This window comes from Pseudomonas sp. S2_E01 (genome assembly GCF_054668365.1).
Window position 1 is genome coordinate 4,183,493 of record NZ_CP162762.1, and the last position, 22,747, is coordinate 4,206,239.

Genomic DNA, 22,747 nt, shown 5'->3' on the forward strand with positions numbered 1-22,747 from the left:
CCTGAGCCCCGACGACGCCTATCGTGAGAACCGGATGCGGTGATTTTTGGGCGCACTGCCCTGTCGCGTCCAACTAATTAAATCCTGTTCCAGACATAAGAAAAATTTATCCCCCCCGAGCAACCCCCATGAACCTGAAGTTTCTCGAGACCTTCGTCTGGGTCGCCAGACTCAAGAGTTTTCGCCTGACTGCAGACAAGCTGTTCACCACCCAGGCCTCGATTTCCAGTCGCATTGCCGTACTCGAGAGTGAGCTGGGCGTGAAGCTGTTCCTGCGTGATTCGCGCGGCGTGAGCCTGACGCCTGAAGGCTTGAAGGTACTTGAGCACGCCGAGCAGATGATGGACACCATGCAGGCGCTGAAACAGTCGATCGAGACGCGCTCCAGCAAGGTCGGCCGGGTGCGCATCGGCGTGATGGACACCGTCATCCACACCTGGCTGAGCCCCCTGGTCGCGCAGATGACCGAGCTGTACCCGCTGGTGGAAATCGAACTGGTGGCCGATACCTCGCTGAACCTCTGCGATCAGTTGCAAAAAGGCTTTCTCGATGTGGCCTTGCAAACCGATCTGTTGCGACAGGAAAGCGTGCGCAGCCTGGAATTGGCCAGCCACCCGATGGGCTGGATCGCCGCCAGCAATTCCCTGTACAACCGAGCGTATTCAGGTGTCGCCGACCTCGGCAACGAACGCATCATCACCTACTCGAAAAACTCCCACCCGCATCAACAAGTGCTCGCGCTGATGCAGGCCAACGGTGTGATGACGCCCAAGCTGAACTGCGTGAACTCGGTGTCGGCGATCACCCGGCTGCTGCGGGACGGTTTTGGCATCGCGGCTTTGCCACCCGTGCTGGTAGCCGAAGAGCTGGCGAGCGGGGAGTTGACCCTGCTGGCCATCGACCAACGGCCGCCGGATTTGCAGGTGGTGGTGTCGTGGCGCACCGGGGTGGAGTGGGTCGAGGAGATTGTGGCGTTGTGTCAGCGGGTGCTGACGGACTACGCGAGTCGGGTGGGGGATAACTACGTCGTGCTGGCACGCTGAAGTGACCCTCCCCTGTAGGAGCGAGCTTGCTCGCGATAGCGGTTTGTCAGTCACCCATGGTGTGGCTGGTTGACCGCTATCGCGAGCAAGCTCGCTCCTACAGGGACTACTTCACTGCAACCCACGCACATCCCGGTCTTCGATCGGCCGGCTCTGGCGCAGGCGTCGGCCGCCCAGCACCACCCAATCGATCAGGCGGAACAGGCACTCGATGCCGAACGACAACAGCAAAGCACCGCTCATGCCCCAGATCATCGCTTCGGGCGTCAGCAGGATCTGATAGCTGTAGCCGTTCCAGGTTTCCTTGCGGATATCCGGGTCGGCGGCGAGCACCACTTGCAGGAAACGCACATACCAGGGCCCCTGCATGGCCTGGAACTGTTTATCCAGCACCACCTGGCGGGTCAGCAGGTGGCTCAGGCTGTCGGCGTCACTGCGAAATATCGGGTCTTCGCTGGCGCGGTAATGGGCGACCAGCGCCTGCATGTCGCCCTTGAAGAACTGGTTGGCGGTGTTCTGAAAACCGCTGAGGCTGGTCTGCGCCTCAATCAGGTGCGCTTCAATACGCTTGGTGTAGTCGTTGATAAAGCCTGGCACCTGGACACCAATCAACAGGCCCGCCGCGAACAACACCAGCCGTAGATAACTGAGCAACATGAGAGCGTCCTTTATTCGGTCTTGCCTTGGCTGACGCATTCACCACGTCGCCACAGGCTCCATTGGCCCGGCTCGTAGCGGGTCCAGGTTTCGTTTTCGGTCAAAGGTTCGGTGGCGATCACCGTCACCACGTCGTTGGGCGTCGTCTCGGCCTGGAAGTCGACGATCACATCGACATCTTTCAGGCGCGCCGGGCCGAACGGTGCGCGACGGGTAATCTGCGCCAATTTCGTGGAGCAGTAGCAGAACAGCCAATCGCCGTCGCTGAGCAGGCAATTGAACACGCCTTTGCTGCGGTATTCGGCGCAAGCGGCCACCAGGTCCGGCAGCAACGCTTGGACGTCCACCGGCTCGGGGAACCCGGCGCGTACGCGGTTGAGCAAATCGCAGAACGCCGCTTCGCTGTCGGTATCGCCAACAGGGCGGTAGAAGCTGGTGGTCGGTTGAAAATCCGCCAACTGGCCGTTGTGCGCAAAACACCAATTTCGCCCCCACAGCTCTCGCACGAACGGGTGGGTGTTGGACAGGCAGACCTTGCCGACGTTGGCCTGGCGGATATGCCCGATCACCACTTCGCTCTTGATCGGATAACGCTGCACCAGATTGGCGACTTCCGATTCGCTGCTTGCCGCTGGATCCTGGAACAGGCGAAGGCCGCGTCCCTCGTAGAATGCGATGCCCCAGCCATCACGATGAGGGCCGGTACGCCCGCCGCGCTGCATCAATCCGGTGAAGCTGAACACGATATCGGTCGGGACATTGGCGCTCATGCCCAATAACTCACACATGCTCGGACTCTCTGTAAGGCAGGGGCAAGGTTACAAACGCGGTTCGACCCGCATACGCTGCGGGTTGCTCGGGACTGGCGGACGGCCATAACGGTCATCCCCGGCACCGCCGAACGGTTGGTCGTCGTCCGGCTCGTCGACGCGGGCTGCCGCCTTCGCGGCCTCCGCCCGCTCCTTGCGAGCGCGGGCGTTACGCTCGATGGGGAAGCGGATCGCAACGAAGACCAGATAGATACCGAAGGCAATCATGCCGTACATGAGCAGGTCGGAGATGGCGCGCCAAGCGTTGTTACCGACCTTGAACGCGAGGTCCAGAGTGGTGATGGCGATGGCCGGGGCAACTTTTTCCTTCACCGGGTCGATGATCGTCGGGCTGAACAACAGCACTGCGCCCAACACCCGCAGCGGCTCGCGCAGCCAGCGCCACATCCAACGGGTAATGCGCATCCACACCAACAGGCAGCCCAAAGCGGCGAAGGCGTAAAGGCCCCAAGCGATCAGATAGTCGTTCTCGGTCATGGTGTCCATGGCAAGGCAAGCAAATAGGGGCTTATAGTAACGACTTTTTGCACGTCCGGCTTGTCCCAATACCAGGCCATACGCGCTCCCACAGGTTGCAAAACCCTATTTCGTGCACTCTTCGAGAACCATTCATGTCTCAATCCGCCCCCATCGCCCACACAGCCCCAGGCTCTGACCCGTATGCCTGGCTGCAGGAACGCGACACCGACGCGGTCCTCGACTACCTGAAAGCGGAAAACAGCTATCAGGAAGCGCAAACCGCCAATCAGGCCGGGTTGCGCGAGACCCTGTTCGAAGAGATCAAGGGCCGGATCCTGGAAACGGACCTGTCGTTGCCGTCACCGTGGGGCCCGTACCTGTATTACACACGCACCACCGCCGGCGACGAGTACGCTCGCCATTATCGGTGCCCGCGCCCGAACGACGATAGCCTGCAACTGGACGAAAGCCGCGAACAACTGCTGCTGGATCCGAACGAGCTGGCCAACGGTGGGTTCTTTTCCCTCGGCACCTTCAGCATCAGCCCGGATCACCAGCGCCTGGCCTACAGCGTCGATGCTACAGGCGATGAGATTTACACCCTGTTCGTCAAGGAATTATCCGACGGTCGTGTCAGCGAACTGGAGTTCCAGGACTGCGACGGCAGCATGACCTGGGCCAACGACAGCCTGACGCTGTTTTTTGGCGAACTTGACGACACGCACCGACCGCACAAGCTGTATCGTTATCGACTGGATGGCACAGCGGCTGAAGAAGTGTTCCATGAGCCCGACGGCCGCTTCTTCTTGCATTGCTACCGCGCAAGCTCCGAACAGCAATTGTTCCTGGCCCTGGGCAGCAAGACCACCAGCGAAATCTGGGTGCTCGACGCCTGTCAGCCGCAGCAGCCGTTCAGCTGCATCGCACCACGGGTTGAAGACCATGAGTACGACGTCGATCATGGTGTGCTCGACGGTCAATGGACATGGTTCATTCGTAGCAACCGCGACGGCATCAACTACGCCCTGTACACCGCTGTCGATACCGGCGTGGCACCCACCGAAGCCGACTGGCGCCTGCGCATCGCGCATCGCGACAGCACCATGATCGAAGGCATGAGCCTCAATGTCGGGGCCATGACCCTGAGCCTGCGCGAAGGTGGCCTGCCGATCATCGAAGTGCACCCACAGGATTTGCCGAGTTATCGGGTTCAATTGCCGGATGCTGCCTACAGCCTGCACGTGCAAAACAGCCTGGAATTTGAAAGCGAGCGCATCCGCCTGCGCTACGAGGCGCTGAATCGCCCGGCGCAGATTCGCCAACTGGACCTGGTCAACGGCGACCAGACCGTTTTGAAAGAAACCCCGGTACTCGGTCCGTTCGATGCCGACGCCTACGTCAGCCAGCGACTGTGGGCGACCGCGCCGGATGGCACGCAAGTGCCGATCAGCCTGGTGGTCAAACGCGACGCTTTGGGCAAACCTACGCCGCTGTACCTCTACGCCTACGGTGCCTACGGCCAGAGCCTCGACCCGTGGTTCTCCCACGCACGCCTGAGCCTGCTCGATCGCGGCGTAGCGTTTGCCATTGCCCACGTGCGCGGCGGTGGGGAATTGGGTGAAGCCTGGTATCGCGCCGGCAAGCAGGAACACAAGCACAACACCTTTGACGACTTCATCGCCTGTGCCGAGCACTTGATTGCCAATGGCTACACCACCTCGCCTCAACTGGCAATCAGCGGCGGCAGCGCGGGCGGTTTGCTGATCGGCGCGGTGCTCAATATGCGCCCCGACCTGTTTGGCGCAGCGATTGCCGAAGTGCCGTTCGTCGACGTGCTCAACACCATGCTCGACCCGGACTTGCCATTGACCGTCACGGAATACGACGAGTGGGGCAATCCTCAGGAGCTACAAGTCTATGATCGGATCAAGGCTTACGCACCGTACGAAAACGTCACCGCACAGGCGTATCCGGCAACGCTGGTGATCGCCGGCTACAACGACAGCCGCGTTCAATACTGGGAAGCCGCCAAGTGGGTGGCCAAACTGCGCGCCACCAAAACCGACGACAACCTATTGCTGCTCAAGACTGAGCTGGGCGCGGGCCATGGCGGGATGAGCGGCCGATACCAGGGATTGCGTGACGTAGCACTCGAATACGCATTTGTTTTCGCGGTTTTGGGCATTGCTTGAGGAACTTGGCCGCCAGGACGGGTCATAAACGAAATCCCGTGGCTACGAAGATCCCTGTAGGAGCGAGCTTGCTCGCGATAGCGGTGTGTCAGTCACTATAAATATTGACTGGTATACCGTCATCGCGAGCAAGCTCGCTCCTACAGGGGGGCGTGGAATCGATATCAGCAACAATAAAAAGACCGTGATCACATGTCAGAACCGACCTTGTTGAACAATGAAATCCGCGATTGGCTGATGGACTGTGGCTTGTTCGCTCAATTGCTGCCCGCCGACTTTGCGGCGGCATCCGGCTATTTCAGCATCAGCACGGTGGCCGAGGGCGAAGTGATTTTCCAGGAAGGCGATGCCGGCAGTTTCATGTGCATCATCCACACCGGCCAGGTGGCAGTGCAGAAAACCAACAGCGACGGGCAGCGAGTGACCATGGCCACCCTGCGCAGCGGTCGGGCCTTCGGCGAAATGGCCGTGCTCGATGGCGAACGCCGCTCCGCCAGTTGCGTGGCCGCGAGCAACTGCCAACTGCTCAACCTTGGCAAGGATTCACTGGAAAAAATGCTCAATGACGCGCCGAAGATCGCCGCCAAGATCATCCGCGCCTTGGCCGTTTCCCTGTCCAAGCGCCTGCGCATGGCCGACGGTCAGCTACTTTCGCAACAGGTCTAACCCCCCGGCGATTTAACCTTGGGTACGTTTGGCTCGATCCCCGGCACCGGCTGATCCCTGGCGGGTGGAGTCGGCGGGAGGATCGGCGGCAGCAATGGCGCCCCGCCGCTGCCTGGCCCCGACTTGGGAATGCTGTTGGGGGTAATTTGCGGATACGGTGTCGGCGTCGCAGTGCCGGGCGACCCAGGCAGTGGCGCAGGCGTGGTCGGAATGGCTTGCAGTTCCTGAGCGGACACTGCAGTTATCGAGAGCGCGGCCAGTGCGATGATCGTTAGAATGATGCGCTTCATCAAGGGCTCCGTTAACCTTGTTGTCTGCTTGCAGGCTACTCCCAACTGCGCTCGTTTGCTTTCACCAATGCCCATTCTTCTCAAGAGAACCCCATGAAACGTTTCGTCCTGCTCGACACCGCCCCTATTCCTGGCAACGGCGGAGCCCTTTGCCTGTTCGAATACGGCGAGGACTTTGTCATCAAGATCCAGGGCGGGGATGGCGGGCAACTGATGAACACGCGCATGCACGGCTCCGAAGATGCGCTGGCCGAGATTCCCTGCCGCAAAGTCGCCGGACGTCCGAATTCGCGAGTGCTGATCGGTGGCCTGGGCATGGGGTTCACCCTCGCTTCGGCGCTCAAGCACCTGGGCAAAAATGCCGAAGTGGTGGTCGCCGAACTGGTGCCTGGCGTGGTGGAGTGGAACCGCGGGCCGCTGGGCGAAAAGGCCGGCAACCCCCTGCAAGATCCTCGCACGGTGATCCGCATGGAGGACGTTGCCAAGGTGCTGCAAGCCGAGCCCCAAGGGTTCGACGCCATCATGCTCGACGTCGACAACGGCCCGGAAGGCCTGACCCAGCGTGCCAACAGCTGGCTCTACTCCGCCAGTGGCCTGAGTGCCTGCGCCAAGGCCCTGCGGCCCAAGGGCGTGCTGGCGGTGTGGTCGGCCAGCGCCGACCGGCTGTTTTCCGACAAGCTCAGGAAAGCCGGTTTCAAAGCCGAGGAAGTGCAGGTCTTCGCCCACGGTAACAAGGGCACCCGCCATACCATCTGGGTTGCCGAGAAGCTCAAGGGCTGAGCTAAACTGCATCCATAACCGTCATTAGTCTTTTTACAAAGGTGAACCCATGAGTTCGTCCACCCCTGCCAACACGTCGAAACTGGACCGCATCCTCGCCGACAACCAGCGCGACAAGGAAATGGGTTACCGCGACAAGGCCCTGAAGATGTACCCGCACGTGTGCGGCCGCTGCGCCCGTGAGTTTTCCGGCAAGCGCCTGAGCGAACTGACCGTGCACCACCGTGACCACAATCATGACAACAACCCGCAGGACGGCTCGAACTGGGAGCTGTTGTGCCTGTACTGCCACGACAATGAGCACTCGCGCTACACCGACCAGCAGTATTTCGGCGAAGGCTCGCTGAGCACGCCGAAGATCGCCAAAGCGACGCACAACCCGTTTGCGGCGTTGGCTGGGTTGATGAAGAAGGAAGACTGAAGGTTTTCGCTGGCCGATCTGGCCTCATCGCGGGCAAGCCCGCTTCTGCAGTGGATTTGTGAACGACAAGCCCCCTGTAGGAGCGAGCGTGCTCGCGATGAGGCCGGCAAACTCACCGCAAATCTCAAACCGACACCCCTCCCCCAATCCCCGTATAATCGCCGTTTTTTCCCGAAGGCACCCCGCTCGTGGCAGACAAACGGTACAGCTGCATTGGTTTGTATAACCCCAAATCACCGGAAAATGTCGGTTCGGTCATGCGCGCCGCCGGCTGCTATGGCGTGGCGTCCGTGTTCTATACCGGCAAGCGTTACGAGCGCGCCGCCGACTTCGTCACCGACACCAAGCGTGTGCATTACGACATTCCGTTGATCGGCATCGACGATTTGAAAAAAATTCTGCCGCTGGGCTGTGTACCGGTTGCCGTGGAACTGGTGGAAGGGGCTCGCTCGTTGCCGGAATACACCCATCCGGATCGTGCCCTCTACATCTTTGGCCCGGAAGACGGCTCACTGGATAAAGAGATCCGTGACTGGTGCGAAGACGTGGTCTACATCCCGACCACCGGTTGCATGAACCTTGCGGCCACGGTCAACGTCGTGCTCTACGACCGCATGGCCAAAGGCCTGAATACCCGCTCGGGTCCGAAATTTCGCTGAACCGCTGCATATCCGATGGAACAAGCCGCCCGCCCAGGCAGTCAGCTTAGTTATCTGAAACAGTCAAACCTGCCAGGAGACAGATCATGAGCGAACTCAAACGCGTCGAGCGCATCGAATCCACCCCGTTCCAGAGCCCCTCCGATAAAAACGTTCACGGTTGGGAACGTGTTGGGTCGTTGGCGGGTGGGGCGGTGATGGTCGGCAAGGGCCTGCGTCGCGGCGGTATTCTCGGCCTGATCCAGGTGGCCATCGGCGGCGTGGCGTTGGCACGTGGCATCACAGGGCACAGTTCTGCCAAGAGCCTGTTGGAAAAAAGTCGTCAGGACATGAACAACGTGCGGGCGAAGATCGAGCGGGCCGGAGAAGAGTTGGGCCGGCTGAAAGCCAATGCCGAGGCGGCGACCAGCACGGCGACCGTAACGGGCAATGATTCGCTGAAGTCGCCGAAGGCTGGGGTCTGACCCAGCGTTCCCACTCCCCTGTAGGAGCGAGTCTGTCGAGGCGTCGAACCGTCGCGATGGTCGTCAACGATCACGCTGGCTGTCTGAATGCCAGCGGTGCCTGAGCCACCATCGCGAGCAAGCTCGCTCCTACAGGGACGGGGGGACCGGGAGACGGGGTTATTGAAGTAATTCGTTATTGAGCACCCTGGACGACTCGCCAATCACGCTTTCGGCTAATTGCACGAACGCTTGGGTGTCCACACTCTCCAGGCGCATCGACCCACGCATCACATCATCCAGCGAACGCTTGTTGCGCGTTTTCAGGCGAATTTCGCGATCCAGCTCCTGCAGCAGCAACACCGCCTTCGCCACTTGCGCCGGGCTGGCCTGGGCATCGCGCAACGTGGTGACTTTCTGGCTGTCCTTGACCAGCCGGGCATGCAGGGTTTCGTAGCGCTCATCACTGATCCCGCCCGCTCGCCGCACAAGCTCGATCGCGTAATACTCGGCCAGCCCCTCGCTGATCCAGTCGCTGCGATGGGTATCGTTGACCCGTCCGAACACCTGGACCAATTCGCGCACGAGCGCGCTGCTCCCGCTTTCACTGACCAGCGGCAGACGCGTATTAAGGTAGATCGATTCACGGGCTGCCAGGCTGCCGCGCCACAGGGGGTCATTGGCGCCGACTATCAGCAGTTTGCTCGGGTGGCGCGGGAACACCGCCTGCACTTGCGGCCAAACGAAGGTGAGCAGCGTCAGCACGTCCATTCGGCGCATACCCTGGCCCTGGGGCGAAGCGACGGTGACTTCGGTCTCCCCCAGCCGAGCTCGACGGCTGCCCAGGTGGCCGGCGAGCATCCAGCCCGTGGGTCGGTCGAACAGGCGCGAGACGTTGTCGATGCGGAATTTGTTCTTGCCAATGCGCGGCCACGCGGTTTCGATGCTTTTCCAACCGCTGGGCAATTCGAATTCGAGGCGTGATACCAACTCGATGCCGTCCTGCTGATCGAGCCGGGCGGCAGGCACCAGATCATCGCCACGCATCAGCGCCCAGGTTGGCGTCATGCGGGTGTCGAAACTGCCATTCTTGCGGCTGTGGCTGATGCGTACGCGGTAGGTCAGGCTGGCCTTGTCGGCAGCCGGACGCCAGACACCGCGCGCTTGCTGGCCAGGCGTGAGCTGCCATTGGCCGTCGGCCTTGAAGTCGCTGTAGTGGCTGCCGTCGCCGAGATCAAAATCCAGGCTGCGCACCGTCGAGCCCTGGGCCAGAGTCAGGCGAACTTCCGCTTGATCGCTTTGCGGGAGCAGGCGCACGTGGTAATCCAGATCCACCTTCTTCGCCGCCCACACCGACGAACTCAGGGCCACCAGCCCGACGGCCAGCGCCAGGCGCAATCCCACAGCCATACACCCTCCTTGTTCACACTAACCTGCGCGGAAAATCAGATGATCTTCCCAATCCTCTTCAGCCACGCTGCCTTCGGCGAGCATGCGCCCGGACTGGGAAATGCGTTCGTGGTGCACGGCGTCGCGATCGCCACACACCAGGTGGTGCCACAGCGGCAGATCCTTGCCTTCACTGACCAGGCGATAACCGCAAGTGGGCGGCAGCCACTTGAATTCATCGGCCTTGCCCGGCGTGAGTTGAATGCAGTCGGGGACGGATTTGCGGCGATTGGGATAATCGCTGCACTGGCAGGTTTTCAGATCCAGTAATTTGCAGGCGATACGCGTGTAATAAACGCTGTTGTCGTCTTCATCTTCGAGTTTTTGCAGGCAGCACAGCCCACAACCGTCGCACAGCGATTCCCATTCCTGCTGATCGAGCTGATCGAGGGTTTTACGTATCCAGAACGGTTCGACTTTGGCGGCCATGGCTCAAGCATCAACATCAGGTGGTGAAAAGGCCGCCAGTCTAGTGCCCGGCGCCGTGCGGGCCAAGCATTGGCGACTACCGGTACAACGGGACTTGTCAGTGAGTGCGTCGGCAAGTAGCTTTGCCTGTCGCTTCGATCCCAAGGAAACCCTGCATGAGTGCCACTCCACGCGTTGCCGATTATGCCATTCACCCGCAATTCACCGATCGCTGGTCGCCTCGCGCCTTCACCGGCGAAGCCATCCCGGAAGAAACCCTGCTGAGCTTTTTCGAAGCCGCACGCTGGGCGCCATCGGCCTACAACTCGCAGCCATGGCGTTTTCTCTACGCCCGTCGCGATACGCCGAACTGGGAGCGTTACCTGAGCCTGCTCAACGAATTCAACCGAGCGTGGGCACAACACGCTTCAGCGCTGGTGATCGTGATCTCGAAGACCACCTTCGTCGCACCCGGCGCCAGCGAAGAAACCCCGGCCCTGTGGCACACCTTCGACACCGGTTCCGCCTGGGGCCACCTGGCACTGCAAGCGAGTATCAGCGGCTGGCACACCCACGGCATGGCCGGTTTCGATCAGGAGCTGACCCGCAAGGAGCTGAACATTCCTGAAGGTTACGCGCTGCACGCGGCGGTGGCCGTGGGCAAGCTGGGCGACAAGGCGACGCTGGCGGAGTACCTGCAAGCGCGTGAAGTGCCCAGCCCGCGCCGGCCGTTGAGTGAAACGGTAGCTGAAGGCGATTTCACCCTCTAACAAACACCACCCTCCCCTGTAGGAGCGAGCACGCTCGCGATGGATGTCAACGATAACGCTGGGCATCTGACACCCGGCGCTGTTCTTGCGACCATCGCGACGGTTCGACGCCACGACAAGCTCGCTCCTACAGGGGGCGGGGTGTCAGTATCCGCGATTGAAATCCACTTCCCCGCGCAGCGCCTCGCCCGCGTGATACGCGCGCAGGTTCTCGATGAACAGCTTGACCATCATCGTCGGTGACGTTGGCGCTGAGCTGTGGCCGGTCAGCAGCAAGCCCCAGGCCGTCCAGAACGGGTGACGCTGCGGCAGCGGCTCCTGACGGCAGACGTCGATCACCGCGCCCGCCAGATGTCCTTCCTTCAACGCTTCCACCAGGTCTGCGTCGACCACCGCCACGCCGCGTCCGACGTTGATGAACAAACCGGTCGACTTGAATCGCTTGAACAGAGCGGCATCGTACAGATCATGGGTGTTCGGCGTGTTAGGCAGCAGGTTGATCACGTAGTCCACTTCACCGACAAGACGTGGCAAGTCGCCCAGCGCGCCCACTTCGATAAAGGGTGCCTGCTCCCGTGCTTCGCTGGCGATACCATACAACTCGACGCCAAACGGCAGCAGAAACTCTGCGACCGTTTGGCCGATGTCGCCGGTGCCAACGATCAACACTTTGCGCCCCGCCAGGCTCTGGCCCTGGCGGCTGTCCCACTTACGCTCGACCTGACTGACCAGGCGCGGCAGCACTTCACGTTCGTGGCCGAGCATGTAGGTGAGTACATATTCGGCCATGACCTGACCGAAAATGCCTACCGCGCGGGTCAGGCGATAGTGCCGTGAAAGGCCGTCGGCCAGCAGTGGCGTAATACCAGCCCAGGTCGACTGCAGCCATTGCGGCTTGTGCCCTTGGCGTAACAGGGTGGCCAGCAGATCAGGCTGCCCCAGCCAGATCGGGCATTCGGCGGCCTGACGCGCCAGCTCGGCCGAATCGCCGCTGGTCAGCACTTCGAGATCGGGTGCGGCCTGGCGCAACAATTGGGCATATATAGCGTGGTCGTGTTCGGCAATCAGAACGCGCATGTTTCAAACCTTTCAAAAGCAGTGCAGACGGCCGCCAAGGAAGCCTCGTCCCCTGGCCTGGCCATCGCCAAAATCATTCCAGTATTTCACGCCGACTCTGAACAGAGCCTGTCTGCCGGTCACACCGGGTCGTTGCGTCGCAACAATTCTTCGGGCAAATGCTCGATGTACTCGTCTTCGGCCGGAGGCATTTGCAGGTGATAGCCCTGCTTGTCGAGGTTTTCCAGGACCACGCCGATGTCCTCGCGCGACAGCTTGCGCTCGGGGCTCAGCACCAGATCGAACGCGTGGATGGCCTTGCCGAACGCGGCCAACAAAGGTTCCGGTACGCGCTCAAGGGCATCGCTCTTGAGCACATACAGGTACATTTCGTTTCTTTTCGAACTGCGGTAGATGGAACAAATACGTTTCAAGGCTGTTCTCCGGCGTTGTCCAGGCTGTCGAGCAGCGCCTGGCCCATCAATTCGCGGCGCCAGCCACGCAGCGAATCAGGCAATTGATAAGGACCGTTGGGAAAGCCGCTCTTGAGCAAGGCTTCCAGGGTTTTCTTGCGCAACATCAACTCTGGCACGATAGCCAGACGCTCAGCCTCGGCCTGGCCGATGGCCTTCAACTGTTTGAGCAGCGCGGCGGCCTCCACCGGCAGGGGCTCCGGCACGGCCGGCGGCCACTGATCGGGCGCTACACTGCCAGCGCGCTTGATCAAATCAAGAAGAAACTCACCGTCCTGGCGTACGGTACGCGGGTGCATGTCTTCGATTTTCGCCAGAGCACCCAGGTTGTCCGGTTGCGTGCGCGCCAGGGGCCACAGCGAGTGTTCACGGATGATTCGGTTGCGCGGCAGGTCACGGGCACGGGCTTCACGCTCGCGCCAGGCGCATAGCTCACGCAGCACGGCGAGCTGAGCGCGGGAAAGCTTCCACGCCAGCTTGGCATCGCGATAGACCTCGTACGGATCGATCTCCCGACGTAGATTGGCCACCAGCTCGGCGCCATCCTCCAGAACCCAGGCAAATTTCTCGTCAGACAGTTTTGGACGTAGTTGTACGAATACCTCGGCCAAGTGCAAGGCGTCTTCAGCGGCATAGCTGATTTGGGTCTCGGACAGCGGACGCTGCAACCAGTCGGAACGGGTTTCACCTTTGGGCAACTCGATACCGAGCACTTCCTGCACCAGCCGCGAATATCCCATGGAAAACCCGAGGTTCAGGTAACCGGCGGCCAACTGCGTGTCGAACAGCGGGGCCGGCAGGCTGCGGGTCAGGCGCAACAGCACTTCGAGATCTTCGCTGCAGGCGTGCAACACCTTGACCACCGCCGGGTTTTCCAGCAATGCGGCCAGGGGCTTCCAGTTGTCGACGGTCAACGGATCGATCAGATAAGCGCGTACGCCATCGCCGACCTGCAGCAGGCCGGCGATCGGATAAAAGGTGTCGACCCGCATGAATTCGGTGTCGAGTGCAACGTAGGGCAGCTGCTGCCACTCGGCGCAAAACCGGGCGAGGCTATCGTTGTCGCGAATCCAGTGAATATCGATGGCCACACGGCTCTCCCTTGAAGAATGGCGCGCAGTATATATCGCCCCCGGCGATTTCCGCGCATCCACTGAACAAGAGCTTTAGCGAAAAAGCCTACCTAATGGCAAGAATTGCCTGATGGAGGGACGTCACCTGCGTTGTAGGAAGGTCACTCTTTGGCCAGAACGCCATCGATCACAGCCCCACGGCAGCCGGAGAACATATCCAGGTCGTGGTTGTAGACCTTGCTGCTGACCTCCAGCAGGCCCAGCATTGAGTGGAACAGGTTGTCCTGGCTCAACGGCTTGTCACGGCTCAGTTGCAAGCAATGGGTGTCGACCGAGAACGATTTTTGATAGCTGTCGGAAAACCAGGCCAACATGGCCACGTGTTTCTGTTGTTCGGGTGCCATCATGTAGGGCGTGCCGTGGAGGAACAAGTTGTATTCGCCCAACGATTCGCCGTGGTCTGACAGGTACAGCATGGCCGTATCGACTTTGTCCTGATTCTTGCGCAACAGGTCGATCAGGGTCGAGAGCACATGATCGGTGTACACCAGCGTATTGTCATAGCCATTGACGATGCTCTCGCGACTGCAATTGTTCAGGGCATTGCTTTCGCAAACCGGGGTAAACCGTTCGTACTCTTTTGGATAACGCTTGAAATATTCCGGCCCGTGACTGCCCATCTGGTGCAACACCAGCACGGTGTCTTTATCCAGGGTGTCGATGAAGTGCTGCAAACCCTGCAAGAGAATTTCATCGCGGCATTCGCTGTTGGCGCACAGTGCCGGGTCTTTCAAATTGCTGACATCCTCGAGCGTGACTCGATCACACGTGCCTTTGCAGCCCGATTGATTGTCACGCCAGATCACATCCAGACCCGCGCGCTTGAGCACATCCAACAGGCCTTCTTCGTTTTTTGCCTTGCTGGCGTTGTAATCCTTGCGACCCATGTTGGAAAACATGCACGGCACCGATACCGCTGTCTCCGTGCCGCAGGAATGCACATCAGTAAACGCGATCAGGCCTGCCTGCTTGTCCAGTTGAGGCGTGGTATCACGTTTGTACCCCAGCACGCCAAAATTCTCGGCACGGGCACTTTCGCCCACAACCAATACAGTCAGGGACTTTCGGCCATGGGTCTGCCAGACCGGGTTTTTCTGCGCATCCTCCCCGATCTTCACGAAGGGTTGCTGGGCCGAGGCGACCTGTTCGCGCAAATAGCTGATCGAAGCGCCCACATAGTTGCTGGGCACCACCATCAAGCGCAATTCGTGGTGATTGCGAAACAGCGAAGAAAGCCCCTGATAGTTGACCAGTGCAATGCCGCCAATCACCGCTATCGAGGCCACACTGACCAAGACCTTGCTCAGCAACTCCCGATGCCAGCGGCGATAACTAACCGGTGTCTTCCAGAGCAACCACGACGGCAATATACCCAGCAAAACAATATAAACAGCCATCTTTAACGAGAGTAAATCACGCACTTCCGTTGCATTGGTTTGAGCAAAGTTGCGCAACATGCCGGTGTCGATCATGACCCCGTATTGAGCCATAAAATAAGCCACGCCCGCGCTGACCATGAACAGAAACGTCAACAGCGGTTTAAGAACTGGCCGGAACGCCAACAACGTCAGCACAATGTTGAAGGCTGCCAGGATCATCACGCCAAACGCCGCCCGCATCGCCAGGCCCTGAGCGTCGGTCGCGGTGATTTCAAACAGGTGCTGCCAGAGTACAGAGTTGAAACCCAATAACAGAAAGGCGCTGGCAATCAGTGTCACCCATTCAGGGCGCACGGCTTTGAACTTCAACATGATGATCGACTATTTCCTTGAAAGAGATGCCGTCGATAAATGTGAAAATTTCATTTATCGCGACGACTTCAATTCTGGGCAGCCATCCATCAATTTTTTGTGAAAAAGAAGCCAACGATTAGTTGGCCTCAATAATTTGCAATGAACTCTGGTGGTATTTGAGAATGATTCAGGCCTGGTTCAGATACCAACGCCAATCCTGTTCGCCAACTTCTCCCATGAACTGTCGGTACTCGGCCCGTTTCACGGCCAGGTAAACGCCGAGAAATTCGCTGCCGAACGCCCCCTGCGCCCAGCTCGAGCCTTCCAGCGCGCGAAGGGTGGTCAGCCAGTCGGTGGGCAGCAGTTTCGTCGCCTGGGCGTAGCCATTGCCTTCCACTGGCGCGCCCGGGTCCAACTGTTCACGGAGGCCGCGATGGATACCTGCCAGGATCGCCGCAGCGGCCAGATACGGATTGGCATCGGCGCCGCAAATGCGATGCTCGATGTGTCGCGAGAACGCCGGGCCTCCCGGGACCCGCAGGCTTACCGTGCGATTGTCGACGCCCCAAGTGGCGGCGAGCGGCGCGTAGCTGTTGGTCTGGAAGCGGCGGTAGGAGTTGGCGTTAGGGCAGAACAGCAATAAAGAGTCCAGCAAAGTCGCAAGCATGCCGCCCACCGCATGCCTGAGCAGCGGTGTCCCGTCTGCAGCTTCACTGGCAAACAGGTTCCTGCCCTCGCGATCCGCCAGGCTGACGTGCATGTGCATGCCGGTGCCCGCCAGATCATCGAAGGGCTTGGCCATAAAGCATGCTGTCATCCCGTGCTTGTGCGCCACCCCCTTGACCAGGCGCTTGTAGCGCACAGCTTCATCCATCGCCTGCAACGCATCGCTTCGATGCTCAAGGGTGATTTCAACTTGCCCCGGCGCGTACTCGGAAATCGCGGTGCGTGCCGGGATGCCCTGGAGTTTGCAGGCGCTGTACAAATCGGCCAGGAACGGCTCGATCTGCTCCAACTCACGCAACCCGTAGACTTGCGTGCCTCGCGGCCGCCCGCCATCGACATCTCGCGCCGGTTGCGGCCGACCGTGGCTGTCACGCTGTTGGTCCAGCAGATAAAACTCCAGTTCCGCAGCCATCACCGGGTAATAGCCGTCGGCTTGCAGGCCTTCAATCACCTTCGCCAGCAAGTGCCTGGGGTCGGCGATAGTCGCCGGCATGCCCTCGGTCGGGTGCATGCTGACCTGCACCGCCGCCGTCGGCATCAAGCGCCACGGCATGCGCGTCAGGCTGCCACTGATCGGGTAGGCCCGGCAGTCGATATCGCCGACATCCCAGACCAACCCGGAGTTTTCCACGTCTTCGCCGTTGATGGTCAGTCCCAGGATCGTGCTGGGCAAGGGACGTCCGCTTTCGTAAATCGGCAGTAATTCATCGCGATGCAGCAACTTGCCCCGCGGCACCCCGTTGTTGTCGAGGATGAACAACTCGAACATCTCGATATCCGGGTTCTGTCGCAGAAAAGTCAGGGCTTCTTCCGGGGCGGCGAAGGAGGTTCGGGCACAACTCATGGGCATTCTCTTGTTTCCGCGTCAGGCAGACGCACACGCGCTGCCGATTTGATCCCGGTGCATCACACGGGACCTGTAGGATTTTCTAACGGGAAAGGCAGGAGTCCGGCGGGCGCGCGTGACGACAATGCCACAACGCCCAGAAGGCGAGTTCGGAAGGGAGTGCGTCCGGACAACCGTCCATAGGGAAGACCGCAGTAAACAGATGCTCAGCAGCGTCACATGCCGGGATAAGCAGTTAAATCGGGATTTGAAGAACCTTGGTTGTCAGATGGCTAAACATTCCAGATACACCGAAGATGGCGCGAGCAAGCCCACTCCCACAGGGACGGTATTTAATTTCTAAATACCACCCCGGACTTTCTGATTTGCGGCCCAAGCCCCTGGCGCATGTAATTCCGTTCTCGCCCATCAAGGTTCGACCATGGAAAACATCCGCGCCACCTCTCGCCCCGCCCTCCTCCTGATGGTCACCATCATGCTCGTCGCGCTTAACTTGCGCCCCTCCATGGCCGCTGTCGGCCCGCTGCTCTCGACGATTCGCGGCGACATCGCCCTGAGCTTCAGCCTCGCCTCGCTGCTGACCATGCTGCCGGTCATGGCCATGGGGTTGGCGATGTTTCTTGGTCTGCGCATCAGCCAACGTTTTGGCGAGCAACGTACCGTATTGGTGTCGCTGCTGATCATTGGCCTGGCGACGGCATCTCGCCTTTTTCTCGATTCCGCACTCGAACTCATCATCAGCGCCATAATGGCCGGCGTCGGCATCGCGTTGATCCAGGCGTTGATGCCGGCACTGATCAAGTCGCGATTCAGTGACAACGTTGCCGTCTGCATGGGCCTGTACGTCACGTCAATCATGGGCGGTGCAGCCATTGCGGCGTCTTTTTCCCCGCTGGTGATGATGCGTTTCGATAGCTGGCGCATGGGACTGGCGATTTGGGCCGTGTTGGCGCTATTGGCGTTGGTGTTCTGGTTGGGTCAACGCTCGACAGTGCCTGCGCTGCCCGCTCCCGCGCGACAAAACGGTTCATGCTTCGCCAATTCCCGCGCGTGGCTGCTCGCCATCTTTTTTGGCCTGGGGACGGCGTCCTACACCTGTGTACTGGCCTGGTTGGCACCGTACTACGTAGAAAAAGGCTGGAGCGAGCAGAACGCTGGGCTGCTGCTGGGCTTCCTGACCGCCATGGAGGTGGTGTCGGGCCTGTTGGCGCCCGTCATCGCCAATCGCAGCCGAGACCGACGCGGGGTGCTGATGGCATTGTTGGCGCTGATCATTGCAGGGTTCATAGGCCTGATTCTCAGTCCTCAGCACCTGAGCCTGTTGTGGCCTTGCCTGCTGGGGCTGGGCATCGGTGGGCTGTTTCCCATGAGCCTGATCGTGTCGATGGATCACCTGGACAACCCGCAACAGGCCGGCGCACTGACGGCCTTCGTCCAGGGCATCGGTTATCTGATCGCCGGTGTCTCACCGCTGATTGCGGGCGTGATCCGCGATCAACTGGGTAGCTTCGAATGGGCCTGGTGGTCACTCACTGGCGTCGTGTCGCTGATGATACTCATGGCCGTGCGATTCAACCCAAGGCACTACGCCCGCCATATTCATTGATACGGCGGTGAAAACACCTACAGGGCATTCTCTCGACATCCTCGTTCCGCTAGGATCCAGCGCATGGATCCCAGCGAGACGAATGGATGCTTAACAGTAACCAGCTCAGAAAGCTCGACATGCAAGACCTCATGGTGTTTGTCGCCCTGTATGAGCAAAACAGCGTCACCGATGCATCCGAAACGCTCTGCGTCAGCCAGTCCACCGTGAGTTACTGCCTGAAAAAGCTGCGCACTGGCTTCGCGGACGAGCTGTTCATCAACACCCGCACAGGCATGCAGCCCACCGGCAAAGCCAGCAGCATGTATGCCCACGTGTTGAAAATCCTCGAAAGCATCAATTTATGTCATACCGGTACAGAAGCCTTCGATCCCGCGCGGCAACCGGTCACCTTCAATATCTGCGCACCGGAATACTTCGAACAGTTGATTCTGCCGCGCCTGTTGAAGCGTTTTGCTTTTGCCGATCTCCCCGTGGTGATCAACGTGCAGAAGCTTGAAAGCGACATCCCCGCCGATGCATTACGCAAAGGCAGTCTCGACCTGGTGATTGGCTTTGGTCCGAACTTTCACCGGCATCACACCGACCTGAACGTGCGAACGTTGCTGGAGGATGAACTGGTGTGTGTCTTCGATAGCAGCATCAAGCCGCTGGCGCCGCGCTTGAGCCTGCAGGCTTTCGCCGGGTACCGGCATGTGTTTCCGACACCCTGGATCTCCACCACCAACATGGTCGACGGCTGGTTGGCCCAGCAGGCGCACACACGGCACGTCGTAGCACGCGCCAACAGTTATGGGGCGGCACTGAAACTGATCGTCGGCACCGACTACATCCTGGCCATGCCCCGCCGCATCCAGCAATTGCTGGCCAACGACGACACGTTCATTCACTGCGAAGCCCCCGAAGATTTGCCGGGTTTCACCCTCGACATGCAGTGGAGCCTTCATGTCGAGCAGAACGCAGCCAACACGTGGCTGCGTGAACAGGTGTTGCAGGCCTGCGCCGAACTGGACCTCGGCTGAACTCAGTGACTGATGAGGACTTTGCTGTAGGTCTCTCGATCCATATCGACGATTTCCACCGCCAACTGGACTTCCACACCCGCTGGCCAAGGCCCCAGGTCCTGAGCCACCGCCAGCAGGGCTTCCGACAACTGCTTCTTGATCTGCGGCGAGCGGCCGCTCAACAGCGCAAGATTCACATACACGAACGCCCGCTCATTCAACGCGGTGCCGACCTTGAACGTTTCGACTTTCACCGCACGGCTCTTGATATCGGACTCGGCGCCAAACTGACCGGAAGCCACCAGCGCATTATTGAACCGCAGCAGCGCCACATCGGCATTCAGCTCGGGCAGGTTGGCGGTGTATTCCATGTGCAGGTGAGGCATGTCGTGGTTCCTGATCTTATTGAGAAAGGTCGTACATATATCACAGAGTTGTCTGGCTTACTGAGGGATCGCTGACTCAAAGCGCTCACTCATGAACGCCTCCAGTCGGGACCGCAACCAACGCTCGGCCGGGTCGGTATCGACATGGCTCAGCCAGACCATCGAAAGATCGAGGGTGGGTGTCTTGAAGGGAAACGGCTCGACGAACAAATGACCGGAAGCAGCCATGGCTGTCGCCGTGTAATCCGGCAGGCTGGCAATCAGGTCCGTCCCGGCGAGCAGGGCCGGCAACGAGCTGTATTGCGGCACAGAGAGCACCACCTGGCGCGTACGACCGATCTCTGCCAGCCACTCGTCAGCGTAACCACTGACGTTGGCCGTGTGGGAAACCAGCACGTGTGGGCGTGAGCAATACTCGTCGAGGGTCAACGGCGTGTCGGACGCATCGGCGCGCAGGATGCTGGGCTGGATGTGCCGCAGCAGCTTGCGCTTGGCATTGGCCGGCAGGCCACGCGTCTGGCTGATGCCAACGGTGATGTCACCGGAGGCCAGCAAATCGGGAATCCGCCAGTAATCGACATGCTGCACCACAAACACCACCTTCGGCGCTTCCTGGCGCAGGGCGCGCAGCAAGGGTGGCAAAAGGCCGAACTCGACATCGTCGGACAGGCCGATACGGAAAGTCATGGTGCTGCTGGCAGGGTCGAAATCATGGGTCAGGCTCAAGGCTACCGACAGCGAATCCAGAGCCGGCGACAGGTACTGGATGAGCTCCTCGGCTCGAGCCGTGGGCTCCATGCGATGGCCTACCCGGATGAACAACGGATCATTGAACATCGTGCGCAAGCGATTGAGCGCCGAACTGATCGTCGGCTGACCCAGAAACAGCTTCTCCGCCACCCGAGTGACATTGCGCTCATGCATCAAGGTTTCGAACACCACCATGAGGTTGATGTCGGCCTTGCGTAGCTCATTACGATTCATCCACTGTCCCCGATCTCCCGTCTGCCGACAGTTTAGGTAGCGGGTGCAAGTGGCGTCTATGCGACTGAAGCAATTTGCAGGTTGAATTGAAGCTGCTCCGGTTGAACAGCTTCGTCGACAGTTCTCTAGATTTCCTTCAGCGGCGTCTGATCGTGCGTCCCTTTGATCAGGTTGATGGCATGCACGCAATCGGCCTTGTTCACGTACGACTCGCCACTGGCAATCGTCTCATGGTTCGCCGCCCTCAAGCGCCACCGCCACTGGCCCCTGCCCGTCTGGGGGATGCCACGGGTTTGCCGGTAAATCTCGAAATACATGGTTCGCTCCTTGCGATGGTTGAGACCTGTGATGCGAAACCAGAGTAGATGAGGTGGGTGGATGGTGGAGGGATTGAGTGTCAGGGGATATTTCGCTGAAAGCGCAGTGATTTGCGTGGCGCCCAATGAACCGGGGCGTCAGTCATTTCGGCTACTTGACTGCGTAATCCATACCAAGTGATCAGCTTCCTTTTCTTACAATGGAATGTGGCTGTCCGGTGCTCTTTACCTGCTCACCTGCCGCATCCCTCCGCTGGCCAACTCAACAGACGTACCTCACGTAGCTTCCAGACTTTGCCTACACCCTCGCAATAGCCTCGCTCGATATTCTGAGTGCCTCCAATAAAGGTGCTGATTCCGACAACGCGAAAGCCAACTGTGCAGCGCCCGGACTTTTCTTGAACAGACAGGAGTGCCCCGTGAACGTGATGAATTACAACGGCTACGCAGCACGTATCGACTACAGTGACGAAGACGGGTTATTCGTCGGCCACCTTGAGGGAATCAGCGACGTTGTAGGCTTTCACGCAGAGTCGGTCAGCGAGCTGCGAGCTGCATTCGAAGAGGCCGTCACCGACTATCTGCAAACTTGCGCCAAGCTCGCACACCCTCTGATACAAGTTAAAACAGACTGCCGCTTATAGGGCCTTCCTCCACCGGCCTTATCAAATGCGGGCCCTGATTGCGCACATTCCCCACTGCGCGATCCACCTGAAACCACTCAAAAGCCTCAGTCGGCTCGCCCTGCAGCAATGCCATCTGCTCCGCTCTCTCCATCGGTGTGGCGGGGTCCAACCACTCCCTGGCCAGTTGCGCAGACAGCGACACCGGGCGCCGATCGTGAACATCCACCATCCCGCCTTCACTGTCGGCGGTGATGATCACAAAACCGTCGTCCTCGCTGGGCCCGTGCTCGGCATTCGGGTACTGAGCAATGGCGGCACAAAGGATGACCCCCCGGTTCCGACGCCGAATCAGGTAGGGCTGCTTCTTCGGCCCTCCCTCATCCACCCATTCAAACCAGCTATTGATCGCAATGATCGCGCGGTGCGGCCATATCGCCCGGAAAAAAGGACCGTGAGCCACCTTCTCCACTCGGGCATTGATCGGCGCAGCTCGATCCTTGGCCCAATGCGGCCGCCACCCCCAGCGCACCCTATCCGCGTGCAGGGAGCAGCTCTCCTGATGGAAAAGCGCCAACTGCGTGGTTGGCGCCGCGTTGTAGTGATCAAGCGGTTGGTCGCCCACATTGTTGACCAGCGGGTTGGGCATGCTCAGCGCAGCAACAAAATCATGAATGCCGTGATACTGGGAAAGGCGTCCGCACATGGGAGGGTTCTCCTGCCTGGCTGATTGCTGGGCCTGCTGGAGTTTGGACGCGGTTGGGAGTGATTTGTTGCGTTGGATGGCAGCGC

General features: G+C 59.8%; 25 protein-coding genes and 1 pseudogene. 11 read left to right on the forward strand and 15 right to left on the reverse strand.

The genetic code is table 11. From position 1 onward, the window contains the following. Positions 1 to 128: 128 nt before the first annotated feature. The gene (locus AB4O36_RS19385; protein WP_460117275.1) at positions 129 to 1,043 is read left to right on the forward strand and encodes a LysR family transcriptional regulator; all 915 of its coding nucleotides are present in this window, start codon (positions 129 to 131) and stop codon (positions 1,041 to 1,043) included. 111 nt (positions 1,044 to 1,154) lie between these two features. Here AB4O36_RS19385 and AB4O36_RS19390 read toward each other — a convergent pair whose 3' ends face one another. Genes AB4O36_RS19390 through AB4O36_RS19400 form a run of 3 tightly spaced genes read right to left on the reverse strand, consistent with a single transcriptional unit; the run spans position 1,155 to position 3,016 of the window. After that, positions 1,155 to 1,700, reverse strand: a complete 546-nt coding sequence (locus AB4O36_RS19390; protein ID WP_460140040.1) for a DUF2937 family protein — start codon at positions 1,698 to 1,700, stop codon at positions 1,155 to 1,157. A gap of 11 nt (positions 1,701 to 1,711) precedes the next feature. Then, on the reverse strand, positions 1,712 to 2,488 hold the full coding sequence (locus AB4O36_RS19395; RefSeq protein ID WP_460140041.1) for a class II glutamine amidotransferase: 777 nt from the start codon (positions 2,486 to 2,488) through the stop codon (positions 1,712 to 1,714). A gap of 30 nt (positions 2,489 to 2,518) precedes the next feature. Then, entirely contained in the window at positions 2,519 to 3,016 is a 498-nt protein-coding gene (locus tag AB4O36_RS19400) for an MFS transporter (protein WP_460117278.1), read from the reverse strand. A 125-nt stretch (positions 3,017 to 3,141) separates the two neighbouring features. Here AB4O36_RS19400 and AB4O36_RS19405 point away from each other — a divergent pair, with 125 nt between their 5' ends. Both AB4O36_RS19405 and AB4O36_RS19410 read left to right on the forward strand, forming a co-directional pair. Then, a complete protein-coding gene (locus AB4O36_RS19405) occupies positions 3,142 to 5,181 on the forward strand; it encodes a S9 family peptidase (RefSeq protein WP_460140042.1) in 2,040 nt (679 codons plus the stop codon). 192 nt (positions 5,182 to 5,373) lie between these two features. Next, positions 5,374 to 5,847, forward strand: coding sequence for a Crp/Fnr family transcriptional regulator (locus AB4O36_RS19410; RefSeq protein ID WP_460117280.1), 474 nt, complete (start codon positions 5,374 to 5,376; stop codon positions 5,845 to 5,847). Here the strand turns inward: AB4O36_RS19410 and AB4O36_RS19415 are convergent. Continuing rightward, positions 5,844 to 6,137, reverse strand: coding sequence for a hypothetical protein (locus AB4O36_RS19415; protein WP_460117281.1), 294 nt, complete (start codon positions 6,135 to 6,137; stop codon positions 5,844 to 5,846). The genes AB4O36_RS19410 and AB4O36_RS19415 overlap by 4 nt on opposite strands. Positions 6,138 to 6,230: 93 nt before the next feature. Between AB4O36_RS19415 and AB4O36_RS19420 the strand changes: the two genes are divergently transcribed. The 4 genes from AB4O36_RS19420 (at position 6,231) to AB4O36_RS19435 (ending at position 8,461) form a co-directional block, all read left to right on the forward strand. After that, positions 6,231 to 6,917, forward strand: a complete 687-nt coding sequence (locus AB4O36_RS19420; RefSeq protein WP_460117282.1) for a spermidine synthase — start codon at positions 6,231 to 6,233, stop codon at positions 6,915 to 6,917. A 49-nt stretch (positions 6,918 to 6,966) separates the two neighbouring features. Then, on the forward strand, positions 6,967 to 7,338 hold the full coding sequence (locus tag AB4O36_RS19425; RefSeq protein WP_458961219.1) for a YajD family HNH nuclease: 372 nt from the start codon (positions 6,967 to 6,969) through the stop codon (positions 7,336 to 7,338). Between the two features lie 188 nt (positions 7,339 to 7,526). Beyond that, positions 7,527 to 7,997, forward strand: coding sequence for an RNA methyltransferase (locus AB4O36_RS19430; RefSeq protein ID WP_095171660.1), 471 nt, complete (start codon positions 7,527 to 7,529; stop codon positions 7,995 to 7,997). 86 nt (positions 7,998 to 8,083) lie between these two features. Then, positions 8,084 to 8,461 carry a YgaP family membrane protein gene (locus AB4O36_RS19435; RefSeq protein ID WP_460140043.1) on the forward strand — a complete coding sequence of 126 codons (378 nt, stop codon included), beginning with the start codon at positions 8,084 to 8,086 and terminating at the stop codon, positions 8,459 to 8,461. A gap of 159 nt (positions 8,462 to 8,620) precedes the next feature. Here AB4O36_RS19435 and AB4O36_RS19440 read toward each other — a convergent pair whose 3' ends face one another. Continuing rightward, positions 8,621 to 9,850: a hypothetical protein gene (locus tag AB4O36_RS19440; protein WP_460140044.1), complete on the reverse strand. Its 1,230-nt coding sequence runs from the start codon at positions 9,848 to 9,850 to the stop codon at positions 8,621 to 8,623. 18 nt (positions 9,851 to 9,868) lie between these two features. Beyond that, the gene (locus AB4O36_RS19445) at positions 9,869 to 10,318 is read right to left on the reverse strand and encodes a YcgN family cysteine cluster protein (RefSeq protein ID WP_460117284.1); all 450 of its coding nucleotides are present in this window, start codon (positions 10,316 to 10,318) and stop codon (positions 9,869 to 9,871) included. 155 nt (positions 10,319 to 10,473) lie between these two features. On the opposite strand from AB4O36_RS19445, the gene AB4O36_RS19450 reads away from it, so the two are divergent. Next, complete coding sequence (locus AB4O36_RS19450) at positions 10,474 to 11,067, forward strand: nitroreductase family protein (RefSeq protein WP_460140045.1); 594 nt, start codon at positions 10,474 to 10,476, stop codon at positions 11,065 to 11,067. A 144-nt stretch (positions 11,068 to 11,211) separates the two neighbouring features. On the opposite strand, the gene AB4O36_RS19455 is transcribed toward AB4O36_RS19450, so the two are convergent. The 5 genes from AB4O36_RS19455 to AB4O36_RS19475 all read right to left on the reverse strand — a co-directional run bounded on the left by AB4O36_RS19455 (position 11,212) and on the right by AB4O36_RS19475 (position 17,032). Further along, positions 11,212 to 12,144, reverse strand: a complete 933-nt coding sequence (locus AB4O36_RS19455) for a D-2-hydroxyacid dehydrogenase (protein ID WP_460117286.1) — start codon at positions 12,142 to 12,144, stop codon at positions 11,212 to 11,214. A gap of 119 nt (positions 12,145 to 12,263) precedes the next feature. Beyond that, the gene (locus tag AB4O36_RS19460) at positions 12,264 to 12,557 is read right to left on the reverse strand and encodes a YcgL domain-containing protein (RefSeq protein ID WP_460140046.1); all 294 of its coding nucleotides are present in this window, start codon (positions 12,555 to 12,557) and stop codon (positions 12,264 to 12,266) included. Beyond that, complete coding sequence (gene rnd, locus AB4O36_RS19465) at positions 12,554 to 13,687, reverse strand: ribonuclease D (RefSeq protein WP_460117288.1); 1,134 nt, start codon at positions 13,685 to 13,687, stop codon at positions 12,554 to 12,556. The genes AB4O36_RS19460 and rnd overlap by 4 nt, the downstream gene beginning before the upstream one ends. 143 nt (positions 13,688 to 13,830) lie before the next feature. After that, the gene (locus tag AB4O36_RS19470) at positions 13,831 to 15,480 is read right to left on the reverse strand and encodes a phosphoethanolamine transferase (RefSeq protein ID WP_460117289.1); all 1,650 of its coding nucleotides are present in this window, start codon (positions 15,478 to 15,480) and stop codon (positions 13,831 to 13,833) included. A gap of 169 nt (positions 15,481 to 15,649) precedes the next feature. Further along, positions 15,650 to 17,032, reverse strand: coding sequence for a glutamine synthetase family protein (locus AB4O36_RS19475; RefSeq protein WP_460140047.1), 1,383 nt, complete (start codon positions 17,030 to 17,032; stop codon positions 15,650 to 15,652). Between the two features lie 424 nt (positions 17,033 to 17,456). Here AB4O36_RS19475 and AB4O36_RS19480 point away from each other — a divergent pair, with 424 nt between their 5' ends. Beyond that, positions 17,457 to 18,641, forward strand: coding sequence for a cyanate transporter (locus AB4O36_RS19480; protein ID WP_460140048.1), 1,185 nt, complete (start codon positions 17,457 to 17,459; stop codon positions 18,639 to 18,641). 86 nt (positions 18,642 to 18,727) lie between these two features. After that, the gene (locus AB4O36_RS19485; protein ID WP_460140049.1) at positions 18,728 to 19,663 is read left to right on the forward strand and encodes a LysR family transcriptional regulator; all 936 of its coding nucleotides are present in this window, start codon (positions 18,728 to 18,730) and stop codon (positions 19,661 to 19,663) included. A 2-nt stretch (positions 19,664 to 19,665) separates the two neighbouring features. Here the strand turns inward: AB4O36_RS19485 and AB4O36_RS19490 are convergent, their stop codons facing one another. From AB4O36_RS19490 to AB4O36_RS19500, 3 genes are all read right to left on the reverse strand, one after another. Next, a complete protein-coding gene (locus AB4O36_RS19490; RefSeq protein ID WP_460117294.1) occupies positions 19,666 to 20,031 on the reverse strand; it encodes a 5-carboxymethyl-2-hydroxymuconate Delta-isomerase in 366 nt (121 codons plus the stop codon). Between the two features lie 57 nt (positions 20,032 to 20,088). Continuing rightward, positions 20,089 to 21,015 carry a LysR substrate-binding domain-containing protein gene (locus AB4O36_RS19495; protein ID WP_460117295.1) on the reverse strand — a complete coding sequence of 309 codons (927 nt, stop codon included), beginning with the start codon at positions 21,013 to 21,015 and terminating at the stop codon, positions 20,089 to 20,091. A 125-nt stretch (positions 21,016 to 21,140) separates the two neighbouring features. Then, complete coding sequence (locus AB4O36_RS19500; RefSeq protein ID WP_368557531.1) at positions 21,141 to 21,332, reverse strand: YegP family protein; 192 nt, start codon at positions 21,330 to 21,332, stop codon at positions 21,141 to 21,143. A gap of 419 nt (positions 21,333 to 21,751) precedes the next feature. Here AB4O36_RS19500 and AB4O36_RS19505 point away from each other — a divergent pair. Further along, positions 21,752 to 21,934 (forward strand): annotated as a pseudogene (locus tag AB4O36_RS19505) (type II toxin-antitoxin system HicB family antitoxin); the annotation flags it as partial. A 19-nt stretch (positions 21,935 to 21,953) separates the two neighbouring features. Here AB4O36_RS19505 and AB4O36_RS19510 read toward each other — a convergent pair. Then, entirely contained in the window at positions 21,954 to 22,661 is a 708-nt protein-coding gene (locus AB4O36_RS19510; RefSeq protein ID WP_460140050.1) for an SOS response-associated peptidase family protein, read from the reverse strand. Between the last annotated feature and the right edge of the window lie 86 nt (positions 22,662 to 22,747).